We start from the raw sequence: 15,299 nt of genomic DNA on the forward strand, positions 1-15,299 counted from the left end.
GATGCGGGTGTAGTTCAATGGTAGAACTCCAGCCTTCCAAGCTGGTAGCGTGGGTTCGATTCCCATCACCCGCTTAAACTTTTTTTGAGACCCTTGTGCGACAAGGGTTTTTTCTTTGCTTAAATTTCGACATACTGATCTCGAAGCAGCATGCCCGCGGTATGCCGTATCCTCAATCCTCGGAGCGATGCCGACCAGGGAGGAATATTCAATTCCACATCCTAGAATTCGGTATCTGTACCGGCCCATCCACAGTTCTGATTTTCGCCCGATCCTCCTAAAGAGTGGAACAACATATTATAAACGCAAAAAGAAATGTAGAAGTATTTAAGAATGCCACGATTCCTGGAGGCGAAGCGCTCGATCCTGGAACCCCAATCGTAGTCCAATTCGTCGTTTCTCAACGGGTTGTTTTTAAATTCCATCCAAAAAGGATCTGCTTCGTGTTTAGACGAGCAGGTCCTTTTCTCTATCTTGTTTTGCGTTTGACTACCATAGACTAAGCCTTCCAAGAATGCAGCGTGGGTTCGATTCCCATCACTCAGCTTATATGTAAAAGCAAAAAAGGCTCTTGCGTTGCAAGGGCATTTTTTCCTATAAATGATGTTCCACGGCTGATGAAAGAACCTTTACTACGATGGCAAACAGATTATGCAGCATTGCATAGATTGCATGCGCTTATGGGCACGTTAAAGAACATTAGGTACCGTGAACGTTGGAAAGGATGAAGACATCACGAAGGAGGAACATTCCATGATCCATCGGCAGGCAGATTGCGATAGTTCATCCATGCGGCAAAAATTGAAGGAGGATCTTCGTCGCGTGGCGGACCGCATGAATGAGACATTGACGCGTTTCGATCAGGATAGCGTCTGTTTGCTGGCACAGTTTGCGGAGATTCGGAACGAGATCAAGAGGGTCGAGGTGCTGGCTGCCTCCTTTTATCTGGACTGCTATTTGTCACCCTTCACGGAGAAATTTGCCGAACTGACGGTGAGTGTGCAGCATTTGTCGGATCGCAGATATGGTGCGTTGATTGTGATCGAACGCGAAATATCGCTTGAGAAGATTATCCATTCCGGCGTTGCCGTGGATGCGAAAGTCACGCATGCCTTGCTTGAATCGCTTTTTATTCCGGGTGCTCCGTTACACGACGGTGCCGTGTTGATTCGCGGCAACCAGATCGTGTCGGCTGGCAACGTGCTTCCCGTCTCGCAGGCCGACGCCATTGGAGGAAAGTTGGGAACCCGTCACCGGGCCGCGCTGGGACTGAGTGAGCTGACGGACGCGATCGTGCTGGTCGTCTCCGAAGAGACGGGACAGGCTTCTTTTGCAGTCGACGGGGAGCTCCATCCAATCAACGTGATAGAGACGATTCAGTAAAGGCTAGGGCCTGCACGGAAAGGAAATACATTGCCCCCAGAAATAAGTAATCCATTCTGACATTAGAAAGCTAGTATGAATATGATCTTTACATGGTTGGTGTCATTGTAATGGAAATAATGAATCGCGCGCGCAACAGAGAGTAGTCAAAAAGACAGAACGATTGATTCGATCGCAAAAACGGTTTGAGGAGACGGTTAGCCATGAATTGGTTTGAAGCAATGGAACGCCATGATTACGAGGAGCTCGTCTTGTGTCAGGATAAATCATCCGGATTGAAGGCGATCATCGCTATCCATGACACAACGCTTGGACCTGCACTGGGCGGGACGCGAATGTGGACCTATGCCTCCGAAGATGCAGCCATTGAAGATGCACTGCGGCTTGCCCGCGGAATGACGTACAAACATGCCGTATCCGGCCTGAACCTGGGCGGAGGAAAGGCAGTTATTATCGGGGACCCGCGAAGGGACAAAAATGAAGCGATGTTTCGCGCTTTCGGCAGATACGTTCAAGGGTTGAACGGCCGTTATGTGACTGCGGAAGACGTCGGTACGACCGAGGAAGACATGAACCTGATTTATCAGGAGACGGACTACGTTACGGGCATCTCCCCGAGTTACGGTTCATCCGGTAATCCTTCTCCGGCGACGGCCTGGGGTGTATATCGGGGAATGAAGGCAGCAGCCAAGGAGGCACTCGGCACCGATTTACTGGAAGGCAAAACGGTAGCCGTGCAAGGCATCGGAAACGTGGCCATGCGTTTATGCGAGTATTTGCATGAGGAGGGGGCCCGCCTGATCGTGACGGATATCCATAAAGACGCTGTGCAGGAAGCGGTGAACCGTTTTGGCGCGACTGCCGTGGATCCCTCGGATATTACTGGCGTCGACTGCGATATTTATGCACCTTGCGCCCTTGGCGGCACCATCAATGACGACACACTTAGGACGCTGAAGGCAAAGGTTGTCGCTGGCTGTGCGAACAACCAGCTCTTGGAGACTCGGCACGGCGACCGACTTCACGAGATGGGCATCGTATATGCGCCTGACTACGTGATTAACGCAGGAGGCGTCATCAACATAGCCGATGAACTCAGCGGGTATAACCGGGAGAGGGCATGGAGCAAGATTGGGGAAATTTACGAAAATCTGGAGAAGGTTTTTGAAATTTCGCGGACGGAAGGTATAGCAACCTACATGGCGGCGGACCGCCTGGCCGAACGTCGCATCGAATGGATGAAAAACGCGCGCAGTACGTTTCTGCAAAATGGGCATCACGCCCTGAGCTCCCGCAGATTGCGCCGATAAATCAGCATAAGCAAAAAATCAGGAGAGTCCCTTGCAGGATTCTCCTGATTTTTTATATGCGTCGAAACTAGAAGTTTACGGATTGACTGCGGCCTGAGCTTTTCTCTCCGTCAGATAGTAACCGAGAGCAAGCAGCGGCATAATCAATCCGATAAGCGTGGTAAGGCTCCATCCTCCGGCTGCATAAGACCAGCTGCCGAGTGTTGAGCCGATCGCCCCGCCGATAAAAAAGATCGACATGAAGATCCCATTCACGCGTCCGCGGGCATTGCCTGCCAGAGAATAGATCACGCGCTGTCCCAGAACCAGGTTGCCCGAAACGGCCATGTCCAGCGTGATGGCGACAACGACGAGCAGAGAGAGCGACAGGACGGAGTGGCCTTGGAACAGATAAGCGAGACCGAAGGATAGGGCAGCGACGACCATAGCGACTCCCGTCAATACTTTGGTCATGCCCCGGTCTGCCAGACGGCCTGCAATCGGAGCAGCTATTGCACCGCCCACACCAGCCAAAGCGAACCAGGCTATGCCTTGCTGAGACATATTGAAGTCATTAGCCAAACGCAGCGGAACGGTGGTCCAGAACAGGCTGAAGGCACCGAACAGGCTGGTCTGGTAGAAAGCGCGGCGACGGAGCATCGGCAGTGTTCTGAACAACTTGGCGAGCGATCCGATAAGTTGGCCGTAATTCATGACAGGCTCGGGTCTCCGGGTAGGCAGGGCCCGAGAGAGGAGCAGGGTCAGCAGAGCGATTACGACGGCCGAGAAAATGAAGACCGCATGCCATCCGAACAGGCTGGTGATGAAGCTTGCGACAGGGCGAGCGAGCATAATGCCGAGCAGCAGGCCGCTCATCACGTTGCCCACGACGCGCCCCCGCTGCTCTTCGGAAGTCAGGTACGTGGCGTACGGCACAAGAATCTGGGCGATCACGGAGCCGATTCCGATAATCAGCGAAGCTGACAGGAACAGCGATGCATTAGGTGCGAACGAAGCCGCCATAAGTGCGACGATCAGAACAAGGAGAAGTATGGTGATCAGACGGCGATTTTCGGTAATGTCGCTAAGCGGCACGATAAACAGCAATCCAAGGACGTACCCGATTTGGGTAATGGTGACGATCAGTCCGGCTGCGGCAGACGATAGCCCCGTGGCAGCGCTGATTGGGCCAATGACGGTTTGAGCATAATAGAGATTGGCCACGATGAGCCCGCATGCCGAGGCCAAAAGCAATATCATCCATGATGATACGGGCGCAGCCGGCTTCGAATTTTTGTTCATTTCCATGACGATCATCCTCCGTAATATTCAAATTGTTATTCGTATCGTTCGTTGCGAGTTAAACATGAATTACTAAACGTTTAGTTCATTAATTATGGTTATATAATAAACTATACGTTTAGTATTGTAAATAGGCAAATCCATTTTTTCTGCATTCAAATTTGAAGCGGGGCGAAAATTGGTTGTGTCCGATTTCTTTTAGTATAATGAACGTACATTATATGGATGATTAGTTTATTAGGTTTGGGGAGGACTATCGATGACTGCCAAAAGAGGGCGCCCTCGCAACATGGAAACCCAGAACGCTATTCTGACCGCATCGTACGAGCTGCTGCTTGAACTCGGATTCGCGGCGGTTACGGTGGAGAAAATTGCTGAACGGGCGCAAGTGAGCAAGGCAACGATCTATAAATGGTGGCCGAACAAAGGCGCAGTAATTATGGACGGATACATGAATGCGGCCACGGCACGGCTTCCCGTTCCCGATACGGGAACCGTATTCGAAGATTTGCGCATTCATGCCGCCAATCTCGTCGTTTTTCTGACGAGCCGTGAGGGGAAAATGATTACTGAAATTATTGGAGAAGGACAACTCGATCCTGCGCTAGCCGAAGAATACAGAAGCAGGTATATCCGCCCTAGAAGGCAGGAAGCTTGGGGGATCATCGAGAAAGGCGTGAAACGCGGAGAATTGAGAGCCGATGCCAACATCGGATTGTATATCGATATGATCTATGGACCGGTTTTCTATCGAATGCTCGTTACGGGGGAAGGCATCTTGGAGAGCGACATCCTGGAGCTTCTGGACTCGTTATTTGAGGGGATTCGCGTTACATAGCGATTGTTCGGGCAAAAGATTAAGGGACGATTCCATGGAATCGCCCCTAGTTTGCGTGGGGAAGAGGACAAATATCATACCTGAAAAATCGGGGAAATGGCAGGAGGGATGCCGACAGAGGACGAAGTGGAGTCAAGCTCATTCAGAATCGGGGGTGTGCTCCACACCTGACTGGGGATTTCCCTCCGTAAAATGGGAGCCACTTCTTCAGCGAAACGCTGTACTTGCTCTAACTGCTCCTGATGGCTCAGGCCGTCCACGCTGATGCTTAGCACCTGATGGCCAAATGCCTGGTGGTAATCCAGAATTTTTTCGACGATCTGCTCCGGGCTTCCAATCAGTACCGGGCCGTTAGCGATGTTATCCTCCAGGTCCTTGAAAGGCGACTGGTTATGCTGAGCGGCGGCTGTTGCATGAAATGCCTCGTAGTAGGGCTTGTATCGGCGTATGGCTTCCTCGCGCGTATCTGCCAAATACAGGCTGCCTGCTCCGGAGCCTATAAGCGCTTTGCCGGCATCGTGGCCGTAGTGCTCAAGGCGTTCTCGATAATGGTCAATCAACGCCTTGTATTTGGCTTGGGGATGGAAGGAATTCGAAGTGAACAAAGGCTCCCCATGTTTGGCTGCAAGCTCGGTAGACAGGGTGCTGGATGCACTGCCATGCCAAACAGGGATGGTTTGCTGATAAGGCCTTGGCTGGGTTGTGACTTCATGTAATGGTGGGCGGTATTTTCCGTTCCAGGTGACGTTCTCTTCCGTCCAAAGCCGTTTCAGCAGCTCGTATCGTTCTCCTAGAGATTCCCATTGATCCTCTTCACGGATGCCGAACAGCGGATAATGCCGGGGATCGTTGCCTTTGCCGATGATTAGCTCCAGGCGTCCGCCGGAGAAGTGGTCAAGCGTGGCGTAATCCTCGGCTACACGCACGGGGTCAAGCACGCTAAGCACGGTTACCGTCGTCAGCAAACGAATGCGCGAAGTCGCGGCAGCCACCGCGGTTAACACGACGGGAGGGGAAGATGAGAGGAAGGGAGCGCCATGTCTCTCGCCGACCCCATATGCATCGAAGCCCAGCTTCTCCGCCAGGCGGGCCTGATCCAAAATGTTCAGGAACTTCTGCTGCGTGGTCAGGGCTTCGCCTGTTAACGCATTGGGCAGATTCATCATGAGGCTGAACAAGGCAAACTTCATTCCATCGTCTCCATATCCTATTGGAATAATTGGATAAGTTACTTTTTTAATGTACCATGGTCCGATTCAAACTTCTAATGGATTTTTTCTATAAGCAGCGGAAAAGGTGTAGAGTCAGATTCGAAGCCAGGTTATTTTGAATGCGTTGAGTACGGCTTCGCATATTAGCAGCCCGATCATGAACACGAGAAAATAATTTGATTAGTGACAAAAATCACTGAAAACGAACAGACATAGCATGAATGATATTGAAAAGGTAACGGAATTGCCACGATTTTTATTGACCACTGTAAAATTTAGGATTAAAATTATTGTTATCATATAAATTCTAATTTCTGGATTTCCTGTGGAGGTGGGATGCGTGGAACCTACAGCTACGATTCGCTCGACGATCGAGGATTACATCAGGAAACAGGGGTACACCCTTCAGTACTTTGCTGATATATCCGGTGTTAATGCAGGGACCTTGAGTGCCATCATCAAAGGAACAAGGCCCATCGCCATGGCACAGCTAGACTTGCTGACGGAAGGCATGAAGCTGGAAGAGGGGCATTTTTACGAGCAGTATGGGGCCGAATGCTTCGTGGAAGCAGCGCCGCATTGGAGGAGGCTGGAGCCTTTCCTGCAGCGTTGTGCCGAATTGGACAAGCTGGATTGCATCCAGAACGTGATTCGCCAGGTGACAGACGACCGTTCGTACATTTCCGAATTGTTCGAGATGGCGGAAGGCATGTTCGAGCGCGGACAGAACCAGGCGGCACTCATGCTCTACGAATGCGTTGCGGAGTGCGAGAAGTATCAACATTCCGAGCGTTTGGCACTCTGCCAATACCGGATTTTCACCTTGTCCTTGGGTCAGGATCAACATGCAAACCTGAGAGCGGCCGTGCATTTCGAGCCCTTCATCAATCGGCTGGATGAGGAGCGGCAGCTTGATGCGATCAAGGATCTGGCAAATACATATGGAGGGCTTAATCTATGGGATAAAGTTCTTCATCTTGCCAATGAACTCGAAGAAAGAGTAAACTTTATGGAGACCATATATAGGAAGAATTCGGATGTATCTCTGAACAGATTATCTAAATATCCATTATTCATATACAAGTATTACTCCTATTTAATGAAGTCGGTAGTTTTTGGTGAATATCAAGATTACGAAACAGCTTTAAGTTTCACAAAATTATACTCGGATATTCATGTGGAAAACGCGAGCTCCGAGGATCGATTATTTATTGAGAGATTTAAAGGCTGGGCAGAAGTCAACACATATCTTTTTCTATTGATGATGGGGAATTTGGAAGCGTTAAAGCCATACGTCAATTATATTGAAAATAATCCGGATGAATTATTACCGGGTTTAGTGAAAATATTAGAGGCTTCCAATATGTATGATATTAACATTGACCATGTTCTTACAAAATTTGATTCATTTATTTCTCTATTAAATGGCCCTGATCATCTGAATAGCATCTACAATACCGAAATCAGTAATGAGAGGCAAGTAAAGCTTCTAATGGAATTAGCTAAATATTATTTAAGAAGTTCAGATTCTATCGAAGGTTTCGTTCAATTGTTGAGTTGTTTGTCTCACGCAATCAGAATCAATGACCACAAAACCATTATTTATTGCGTAGGACTTTTTGAGAAAAATAGATCCAGTGCTCCAAATCATATTATTAATAGTTACAGACAACTGATTGAGGAGGTCTATAAAGGTTATGAGAAGAAAAAAAATATCTACGTCCATTAAGGTTTGTACGGTGGCAATGTTGACTTTCTCAATTACGTTGGATACTGTTTTAAGGCTGTTAAACCATGGATTTGGTGGAGTATGATGTATAAACCGTTATTACAACATAAGTTCGGGATTTATTAAAATTACGAGTATAGCGAAATGAAAAACAGTAACCCCTAACCTGAGGGGCTACTGTTTTTTTTGTTGAATTAACAGATCAACAGGTTTAAAATCGAGGATATAATTTACATTAATTATATTTATCGTTTATGTTTGCAGATTCGGGGTGGGACCATTGGGGCCAGAGGCTACGATTTGCTCGCAAATTGAAAGGCACATGAATAAGGAAGGTTACAAACTTCAGAGATTTTCAGAATTATCTGGAGTAAATGTTGGGACACTTAGCGCCATACTAAAAGGAAAAAGGCCGCTGTCTATGAATCAATTAGACAAAATTACTGCTGCTATGGGACTAGAGTTAGGTTTTTTTTACGAGAAATATGCGATAGAGAGTTTTGTTGAAGGAGAAACTCATTGGAGAAGGTTGGAGCCCTTTTTAAATCGGTGTGCTGAACTTAACAAGCTTCAGTGTATAAAAAAGGTTGTAACCCGTGCAACAGATGACCGTTCTTATATCAATCAGTTATTTAAGTTGGCTGAGAAATGGTACGAAACAGGGTTATACAAGGCTGCGCTTATTTTATACAAATGTGTCGCAGAGATCGAAAAATATCAGCACTCAGAAAAACTCGCTATATGTCACTACAGAATTTTTATCTTGTCTCTAGACTCTGATAGCAGGAAAAATCTCCGTTTAACGGCAGTTTTTGAGAAGTATGTTGATTGTCTGGATGAAGATCATAGGTTGGATGCGATAAAGGATCTTATGAATGTTTACTCTGCTTGTCTTGAACTTGATAAATTATACGATACTACGATTAAACTTGAAGAAGCTGTGCAGACAAGGAAAAAGTACACATCAAATAAAACTGTAGCAAAATCTAAATACCCGATTTTCGTTTACGAAGCATATGCATATTTAATGAGAGGCTCGTTTTTCAGTCATACTGAGCAATATGAAAAAGCTTTGTTATGTGTGGAACATTATCAGAGAATCACCTTAATTAATGATCCAACAAGAGAAGAATTGATACACATCAATAAATTTAGAGAATGGGCAAAGTTGAATAGTTTACTTTATAACGTGATGATGGGTAATATGACAAAATTAAGAGAATATATACAATGTATAATTGCGTATAAAGATGAAGAGCATATTGCGTTGGGACATATATTTAAAGCCGCGAATAAATATGATTATGATGTTGATTTTGTAATAATTCAATTCGAGGAACTGTTAAATAAATTCTACCATTTCCCTTTTGAGGGAGATGTAATGACATCGAATAAATTTGTAATTTCAATGTTTTACGAGCTTTCACGATATCATTTGCGAAAAAAAAGATACGATAAGGGTATAAGGTTCTTGCTTAAAAGCTTAGAAGGTGCTATCAATAATTGGGATTATTTTACGATTGTTAAATGTCTCGATCTCTACGGTGAGAATAGGGGCCATGCTACGTTAGAGCAAGAGAAAGAATATGAAAGATTTCTTCAAACAATGTCTATGGAAACGCCTCGATACAAGAATTTCACCGCTGAGAGAGGTTTAGGTACTTGTGAGCGCAAAAAATATGGAACCAACTGAATGTCGGACGCAGACCGATGTTGGTTGGTTTTTTTATTTGCTGAATATTTTCTTTTGGAGAGTTGTGAAAAATAAAGTAAGTTTTTATCAGTGATTGGAAGTTTGTTGTTTGGTTATGTTTGAGGAGGTTGTCATTATTCTATGAAAAATTATTCTTGCAAACCATCATTTCAATTTGCAAAGGAAAAACAGTTCAACTTTTTGGCAAACTATCTTAAAATGGATGTAAGAAGGGGAGGGGCATGCTGTGAGAGTACCGAAACAGATTAGAGACCAAATCGAACAGAACCGGAAGGAACTAAGTCGTTTGGCGGCCGATCATGGCATGCACGACCAAAAAGTGCTGCACCAGTCCATGGTGCTGGACGAGCTTATTAATGAGTACTACCGTTTCGATTACCAAAAACGTATTCTGAACCATCAGCCGATTGCGTAGAGCCGTCGGTTTTTTTGTTTGCAAAAATGAAAAGAGTCGAAAAACCGCCGATTGCATCGTGCATTCGGCGGTTTTGTCATGGTATCGTTCATACATTCATCGGATACGTTATCGAGCCATGCGTTTTCCTCAATGGATACGGGCCTCAAGTCGTCGTGCCACGATCGACAACGTGTAGTTGATGATAAAATAGAGCGCGGTCGCCAGCAGCAGGGCCGGAATGACGTAATTGAAGCTTTGCCCGCCAAGAATCTGTACATTGCGCATCAGCTCCGGCAAGGAAATGATGATCGCAAGGGACGTATCCTTTAGCAGGGAGATGAACTGGCTGACCATGGGAGGAGACATGCGCCGCAAGGCTTGAGGCATAATGATGCTGCCTAGCGTCTGCATATAACTCAGGCCGGACGAGCGGGCTGCTTCAATCTGCCCTCGTTCAATCGAGTTCAGCCCGCTGCGAACGATCTCGGCGATCATGGCCCCCTCAAACAAACTCAAACCCACAACGGTGGACCAAAATACGGGCAGTTTGATGCCGAGCTGCGGCAGGACGATATGGATGAAAAAAATGATCAGCAACAGCGGCAAATTGCGAATGATGTCCACGATGACCGCAGCAAGCTGCGACAGAACCGGAACCCGCATATACCGGATCGTTCCGAACACGGTTCCAAGCACGAAACTGAATACGATGGATAATCCGGCGACCTGGAGGGTTACCAGAAACCCCTGAAGCAGAAAGCGTAGATTGGGCCAAGCGTAAGCGCCGGCAAAGTCCATGGGATCGATCACCACCTTTGATAAAAGAATGCCTCACATCGTCGCTTGCTCCGAGCGCTTATTCGGTTTTCGGGAATGCTGATGTTTGGGCCGAATTCCGCCATCGCTTTTCCCGAGCCGCCGTTCCATGTAGTGCACGAGGAAGCTGAGCGGCAAGGTCAGGACCAGATAGAACAAGGCAACGATCGTATAAACGCTGAGTGGCTGGAACGTATCCGAGTTGACCAGGTCGGCGAAATACATCAGATCCATGCCAGCCACGACGGCCAGTATCGAGGAATTTTTGACCAGGTTGATAAATTGGTTGCCGATGGACGGCAGCACGATTTTGATTGCCTGCGGCAAGATGACCAGATTCATGGCCTGAATGTAGGAAAGACCCGATGACCGAGCGGCCTCCAGCTGCCCGCGCGGTACGGACTGAATGCCCGCGCGGATCGCTTCGGCGATAAACGCCGCAGTATAAATGGTCAGGCCAAGCGTGCCCGAGACGAAGCCGTCCAATGAAATGCCGAGTGCAGGCAGCCCGAGGTAAAAGAAAAACACGACCAGCAGCAGCGGGATGTTGCGAATGAACTCGACAAACGCGGTGCCGATCCAGTTAAGCGGCTTGACGGGAGCGATGCGAAAGACCGCAATGACCGCACCCAAAAGAAAACTGCCAACGAGGGCGATCAGGCTAATCTGGATCGTATTCAGGAAACCTTCAAGGAAGCGGTCCGAGTGCCTCGTCAGCACGCTGAAATCCAATGTTCCCATAACGTTAAACGCCTCCGTTCGTTGCGGGAGTGACACAGATTGGGTGAAGCAGGGCAGAGGACTGGTATCAGTTGATTGTCTGCAGACCTATCCGCCCTGCTGCTTGTTTACTCAGGCTTGCTGCCCAGCCACTTTTCATGCAGGGCATCGTATTCGCCGCTATCTTTCATGTTTTTGAGCAGGGTATTCACTTCCTCCACAAAGGCGCTGTCTCCTTTACGGATGGCCATGCCGTAAGGTTCGCTGGTGAAATTGCCACCGACGAGCTTATAGTTGTTATCGGATTGCTGCATGCCGATGAGGATGATATTGTCGGTGGTTAGCGCATCGCCTTTGCCGGCTTTGAGGGCCGTGAAGGCATCTTGATAGTTGTCGTATTCCAGCACCTCGGCGTCCGGTGCTTTTTCGCGAATGTTTTGCGCAGAGGTGGAGCCTTTCACCGCAAGCACCTTCACGCCTTTGCCAAGGCTATCCAGCCCGGTGATGGAGCTATCGTTTTTCACGAGAAGGGATTGCCCTGCTTCGAAATACACATCGCTGAAATCAACCTGCTCCTTGCGCTCATCGGTAATGGTCATGGTTGCGATGATGATGTCGATGTCGCCGTTTTGCAGCATGGGGATGCGCGTTTTGGAGGTGACCTCTTTTAGCTCGACCTTGGTTTCGTCTCCGAGAATTTGCTTGGCGAGCGCTTTGGCAATATCGACGTCGAAGCCTTCGACGGCTCCGCTGGACGGGTCTTTGAGGCCAAACAGCTTGGTATCATACTTCACCCCTGCGATGAGTTTGCCACGCTCTTTAATCTGTTCGATCGTACCTTTGGCCGAGGAATCGCCATCCCCGCCGCTCCCCGGTGAATCGCTCCCCGTATTATTGCAACCGGAAAGTACAATAGAGAGCATCAGCACTAACATGAATGCAGGCCATTTCAACACGTTTTTCATCGGATCATAACCCCTTTCGGATCGTGGATTTTCTCTGCTTTCCTAATGATGAATCAAGCGGCTAAGAAATTGTTGTGCACGTTCCTCCTTCGGTTGATCAAAAAAGTCGGCGGCAGCGGCTTCTTCCACAATTCTTCCTTCATCCATGAAAATAACCCGGTCCGCTACCTCGCGGGCAAAGCCCATCTCATGCGTCACGACGACCATGGTCATGCCATGATGGGCCAGGGAGCGCATGACGTCGAGCACTTCGCCGATCATCTCCGGATCGAGCGCGGAAGTGGGCTCGTCAAACAGCATGATTTTGGGCTCCATCGCGAGTCCTCGCGCAATTGCCACGCGCTGCTGCTGGCCTCCGGACAATTGGGAGGGATAGCTGTCGGCTTTGTCGGCAATGCCTACGCGGGTTAAATACTTCATGGCCGTGGCCGCGGCCTGGTCTTTGGATTGTTTGCGTACTTTGATGGGGGCAAGGGTGATGTTATCGATGACTTTTTTGTGAGGGTAGAGATTAAAGTGCTGGAATACCATGCCGATGTCGCGCCGGAAGAGGTTGATGTCCACCTTTTTGCCATGCAGGGCGACGCCGCTAACGAACAGTTCGCCTTCGGTGATCGTTTCCAGACGATTGATGCAGCGAAGCAGCGTGCTTTTGCCTGAGCCCGAAGGGCCGATGATCACGACGACCTCGCCCTCGGCAATGGTGAGATGGATATCTTTGAGGACATGAAATTGACCATAATGCTTCTGAACACCCCTGAATTCAATCAAAATACATCCCATCCTTTCTGCTGTTTTGGTGTGACAGGAAATTTTAGGGATTAAATGGAATTGGTTATTCTATCATACCGAGACATCCTCTTCATGGCAATTGATTTGTTATAAAATATGACGTAAGTAATAGAAATAGTGGGCCTGAAGCTCGTTATTATGTTATATGTTTGTGATGTTGTTGGAATTGTTGTGACGAATCCTGACAAAAAAATGAATCGAATCGCCTAGATGATTTGTAGAGATTGGAATATATGGTTGTAGTATACTTATTATGGAGAAGCCCAAATGATGTGGATCATGGAGCATATAATCTCAAATTCCGTGCGGACAGAGCAAAAAAGCTCAACCCGAAGGGCTTGTCCTGCTGATATGATGGAGCCACCATCTGTGAACCGGGGGGTTGATGTCCGGTTTTGGTGCCATTCCAAAGTTATGAATAGTAATGATATGGAGGGTGATTCGGTTCGATGAATACATATAACGCTTCCTTGCAAACAGACAAAGGTACTGCTTTCAACACCAATGAACCAAAATATGAAGTACAGCTGCCCAAGATTCCTCCGCGTGATTTTCGAATCACCGATTATGGCGCCGTTGGAGATGGCCACACGGACAATTCGGAGGCATTCCGATTGGCAATAGCGGCCTGCGCGGAAGCGGGCGGCGGGCGAATCGTCATTCCGGCAGGCGTATGGCTGACAGGACCAATCGTGCTCCGCAGCAGCATCGAACTTCATACACAAGCAGGGGCGTTGGTCACCTTTAGTCAGGCATTTGATCAGTATCCCTTAATTGCATCGAGTTTTGAAGGGTGGCAAGTCGTCAGATGCCAATCCCCGATCGATGCCGAAGGAGTGGAAGATATTGCGATTACGGGCGAGGGCATCTGGGATGGGGGCGGTCAAGCCTGGAGACCGGTCAAACGTTCCAAGCTGACACCTTCGCAATGGAGAAAGCTTGTGTCTTCGGGCGGAGTGGTAGCGGGAGCCGGAGAAGAGGACCAGATCTGGTGGCCGTCCGCGTCTGCGCTTGAAGGCGGTTCCATCGCCCTGCGCCTATATCAGGAAAAGGTACGGGATGTGGCGGCCTATGAAGGAATTCGCGATTTTTTGCGTCCCAACATGGTCAGCCTGCGACGCTGCAAACGGGTGCTGCTGGACGGACCGACGTTCCAGAATTCACCGGCATGGAACCTGCATCCGTGGGCATCCGAACACGTGACGATTCGAAATGTGCAAGTGCGTAATCCGTGGTTCTCGCAGAACGGTGACGGGCTGGATATAGATTCATGCCGTCATGTGCTGGTGGAACAAAGCGTATTTGACGTTGGCGATGATGCCATCTGCTTAAAATCCGGCAAGGACGCGGAAGGACGCGAGTTGGGAATGCCCTCCGAGTACATCACGGTCCGGGATTGCACCGTGTATCACGGGCATGGCGGGGTGGTCATCGGCAGCGAAATGTCCGGCGGCATTCGGCATGTACGCGTGTCGGACTGCACGTTTATCGGCACGGACATCGGGCTGCGTTTCAAAAGTGCACGCGGACGCGGAGGGGTTGTCGAGGATATTCAGATCGAGCGTATTTACATGAAAGATATCATCTGGGAAGGCATCTCGTTCTCCTTTTTCTATGCTAACCAGGAAGGTTCAGCGAGGGGCAGCGACTTGGCGCAGGAGGTTAGCGAGGAGACCCCCGTTTTCCGTGACATTCACATTCGGGAAGTGGTCTGTGCAGGGGCGGAAACGGCGCTGTTTGTCAGCGGGCTGCCCGAAATGCCGTTGGAAGGATTGGTCATCGAAGATTACAAGGTACAGTCCCGATCCGGAATACAGTGCTCCCATGCCAAACATTTGCGAATTGCGCGGCTGGACGCCGACATTGCCGAAGGTTCCCTAATCCATTTGCATCAGTGCAAAGGAGCGGAGCTGGAGGCGATTGGGGGGCATGGCGCGGATGGGCGTTTGTTGACGTTGACCGGGCGAGAAACAGCGGGGATCGTTTGCCGCGAAGGTGATGACGAAACAGCAGGACGCCAGATATCCGTCGGACCCGAAGTGCGGAGCGGGGCGCTTATTCGCAGATAGTCCCGACAAGACGCCGCAGCTGGGTGAGGGAGCGGCGCTGTCATACAGACGTGTCTCGCGGTGGCTGGAAACAG

The 15,299-nt window shown here is 48.8% G+C and carries 13 protein-coding genes and 1 tRNA gene; 8 read left to right on the forward strand and 6 right to left on the reverse strand.

The annotated features are described in order from the left end of the window. The first annotated feature begins 3 nt into the window (after positions 1-3). The 3 genes from RSX24_RS26235 (at position 4) to RSX24_RS26245 (ending at position 2,693) form a co-directional block, all read left to right on the forward strand. A tRNA-Gly gene (locus RSX24_RS26235) sits at positions 4-74 on the forward strand. Positions 75-753: 679 nt separating this feature from the next. Continuing rightward, complete coding sequence (gene cdaS, locus RSX24_RS26240; RefSeq protein ID WP_343262226.1) at positions 754-1,383, forward strand: sporulation-specific diadenylate cyclase CdaS; 630 nt, start codon at positions 754-756, stop codon at positions 1,381-1,383. Positions 1,384-1,586: 203 nt separating this feature from the next. Then, positions 1,587-2,693: a Glu/Leu/Phe/Val family dehydrogenase gene (locus RSX24_RS26245; RefSeq protein ID WP_343262227.1), complete on the forward strand. Its 1,107-nt coding sequence runs from the start codon at positions 1,587-1,589 to the stop codon at positions 2,691-2,693. Between the two features lie 75 nt (positions 2,694-2,768). On the opposite strand, the gene RSX24_RS26250 is transcribed toward RSX24_RS26245, so the two are convergent. After that, positions 2,769-3,980 carry an MFS transporter gene (locus tag RSX24_RS26250; protein WP_343262228.1) on the reverse strand — a complete coding sequence of 404 codons (1,212 nt, stop codon included), beginning with the start codon at positions 3,978-3,980 and terminating at the stop codon, positions 2,769-2,771. Positions 3,981-4,233: 253 nt separating this feature from the next. Between RSX24_RS26250 and RSX24_RS26255 the strand changes: the two genes are divergently transcribed. Then, positions 4,234-4,812: a TetR/AcrR family transcriptional regulator gene (locus tag RSX24_RS26255; protein ID WP_236417753.1), complete on the forward strand. Its 579-nt coding sequence runs from the start codon at positions 4,234-4,236 to the stop codon at positions 4,810-4,812. Between the two features lie 74 nt (positions 4,813-4,886). Here the strand turns inward: RSX24_RS26255 and RSX24_RS26260 are convergent, their stop codons facing one another. After that, positions 4,887-6,002, reverse strand: coding sequence for an LLM class flavin-dependent oxidoreductase (locus RSX24_RS26260; protein ID WP_343262229.1), 1,116 nt, complete (start codon positions 6,000-6,002; stop codon positions 4,887-4,889). A gap of 361 nt (positions 6,003-6,363) precedes the next feature. On the opposite strand from RSX24_RS26260, the gene RSX24_RS26265 reads away from it, so the two are divergent. The 3 genes from RSX24_RS26265 to RSX24_RS26275 all read left to right on the forward strand — a co-directional run bounded on the left by RSX24_RS26265 (position 6,364) and on the right by RSX24_RS26275 (position 9,881). After that, the gene (locus RSX24_RS26265; RefSeq protein WP_343262230.1) at positions 6,364-7,752 is read left to right on the forward strand and encodes a helix-turn-helix domain-containing protein; all 1,389 of its coding nucleotides are present in this window, start codon (positions 6,364-6,366) and stop codon (positions 7,750-7,752) included. Positions 7,753-8,032: 280 nt separating this feature from the next. Next, positions 8,033-9,445, forward strand: coding sequence for a helix-turn-helix domain-containing protein (locus tag RSX24_RS26270; RefSeq protein WP_236417744.1), 1,413 nt, complete (start codon positions 8,033-8,035; stop codon positions 9,443-9,445). Between the two features lie 247 nt (positions 9,446-9,692). Further along, positions 9,693-9,881: an aspartyl-phosphate phosphatase Spo0E family protein gene (locus tag RSX24_RS26275; RefSeq protein WP_236417742.1), complete on the forward strand. Its 189-nt coding sequence runs from the start codon at positions 9,693-9,695 to the stop codon at positions 9,879-9,881. Positions 9,882-10,010: 129 nt separating this feature from the next. Here RSX24_RS26275 and RSX24_RS26280 read toward each other — a convergent pair whose 3' ends face one another. The 4 genes from RSX24_RS26280 to RSX24_RS26295 form a co-directional block, all read right to left on the reverse strand. Continuing rightward, complete coding sequence (locus tag RSX24_RS26280) at positions 10,011-10,661, reverse strand: amino acid ABC transporter permease (RefSeq protein ID WP_236417740.1); 651 nt, start codon at positions 10,659-10,661, stop codon at positions 10,011-10,013. 33 nt (positions 10,662-10,694) lie between these two features. Continuing rightward, positions 10,695-11,420 (reverse strand): amino acid ABC transporter permease, encoded by a 726-nt coding sequence (locus RSX24_RS26285; RefSeq protein ID WP_343262231.1) that lies wholly within the window; start codon positions 11,418-11,420, stop codon positions 10,695-10,697. Positions 11,421-11,527: 107 nt separating this feature from the next. After that, positions 11,528-12,364, reverse strand: coding sequence for a transporter substrate-binding domain-containing protein (locus RSX24_RS26290; RefSeq protein ID WP_339275723.1), 837 nt, complete (start codon positions 12,362-12,364; stop codon positions 11,528-11,530). Between the two features lie 42 nt (positions 12,365-12,406). After that, positions 12,407-13,147, reverse strand: a complete 741-nt coding sequence (locus RSX24_RS26295; RefSeq protein ID WP_290371467.1) for an amino acid ABC transporter ATP-binding protein — start codon at positions 13,145-13,147, stop codon at positions 12,407-12,409. Positions 13,148-13,605: 458 nt separating this feature from the next. On the opposite strand from RSX24_RS26295, the gene RSX24_RS26300 reads away from it, so the two are divergent. Beyond that, the gene (locus RSX24_RS26300; RefSeq protein WP_343262232.1) at positions 13,606-15,225 is read left to right on the forward strand and encodes a glycoside hydrolase family 28 protein; all 1,620 of its coding nucleotides are present in this window, start codon (positions 13,606-13,608) and stop codon (positions 15,223-15,225) included. Positions 15,226-15,299: the final 74 nt, after the last annotated feature.

The sequence above is a fragment of the Paenibacillus hubeiensis genome (genome assembly GCF_032334105.1).
In the GTDB taxonomy this organism is placed as follows: Bacteria; Bacillota; Bacilli; order Paenibacillales; family Paenibacillaceae; genus Paenibacillus; species Paenibacillus hubeiensis.

What these genes read in the sequence shown, in the direction of transcription:
- RSX24_RS26260 (WP_343262229.1), bottom strand. Translation starts at nt 6,002, where the DNA reads ATGAAGTTTGCCTTGTTCAGCCTCATGATGAATCTGCCCAATGCGTTA.
- RSX24_RS26250 (WP_343262228.1), bottom strand. Translation starts at nt 3,980, where the DNA reads ATGGAAATGAACAAAAATTCGAAGCCGGCTGCGCCCGTATCATCATGG.
- RSX24_RS26290 (WP_339275723.1), bottom strand. Translation starts at nt 12,364, where the DNA reads ATGAAAAACGTGTTGAAATGGCCTGCATTCATGTTAGTGCTGATGCTC.
- RSX24_RS26255 (WP_236417753.1), top strand. Translation starts at nt 4,234, where the DNA reads ATGACTGCCAAAAGAGGGCGCCCTCGCAACATGGAAACCCAGAACGCT.
- RSX24_RS26280 (WP_236417740.1), bottom strand. Translation starts at nt 10,661, where the DNA reads ATGGACTTTGCCGGCGCTTACGCTTGGCCCAATCTACGCTTTCTGCTT.
- RSX24_RS26295 (WP_290371467.1), bottom strand. Translation starts at nt 13,147, where the DNA reads ATGGGATGTATTTTGATTGAATTCAGGGGTGTTCAGAAGCATTATGGT.
- RSX24_RS26300 (WP_343262232.1), top strand. Translation starts at nt 13,606, where the DNA reads ATGAATACATATAACGCTTCCTTGCAAACAGACAAAGGTACTGCTTTC.
- RSX24_RS26285 (WP_343262231.1), bottom strand. Translation starts at nt 11,420, where the DNA reads ATGGGAACATTGGATTTCAGCGTGCTGACGAGGCACTCGGACCGCTTC.
- cdaS (WP_343262226.1), top strand. Translation starts at nt 754, where the DNA reads ATGATCCATCGGCAGGCAGATTGCGATAGTTCATCCATGCGGCAAAAA.
- RSX24_RS26245 (WP_343262227.1), top strand. Translation starts at nt 1,587, where the DNA reads ATGAATTGGTTTGAAGCAATGGAACGCCATGATTACGAGGAGCTCGTC.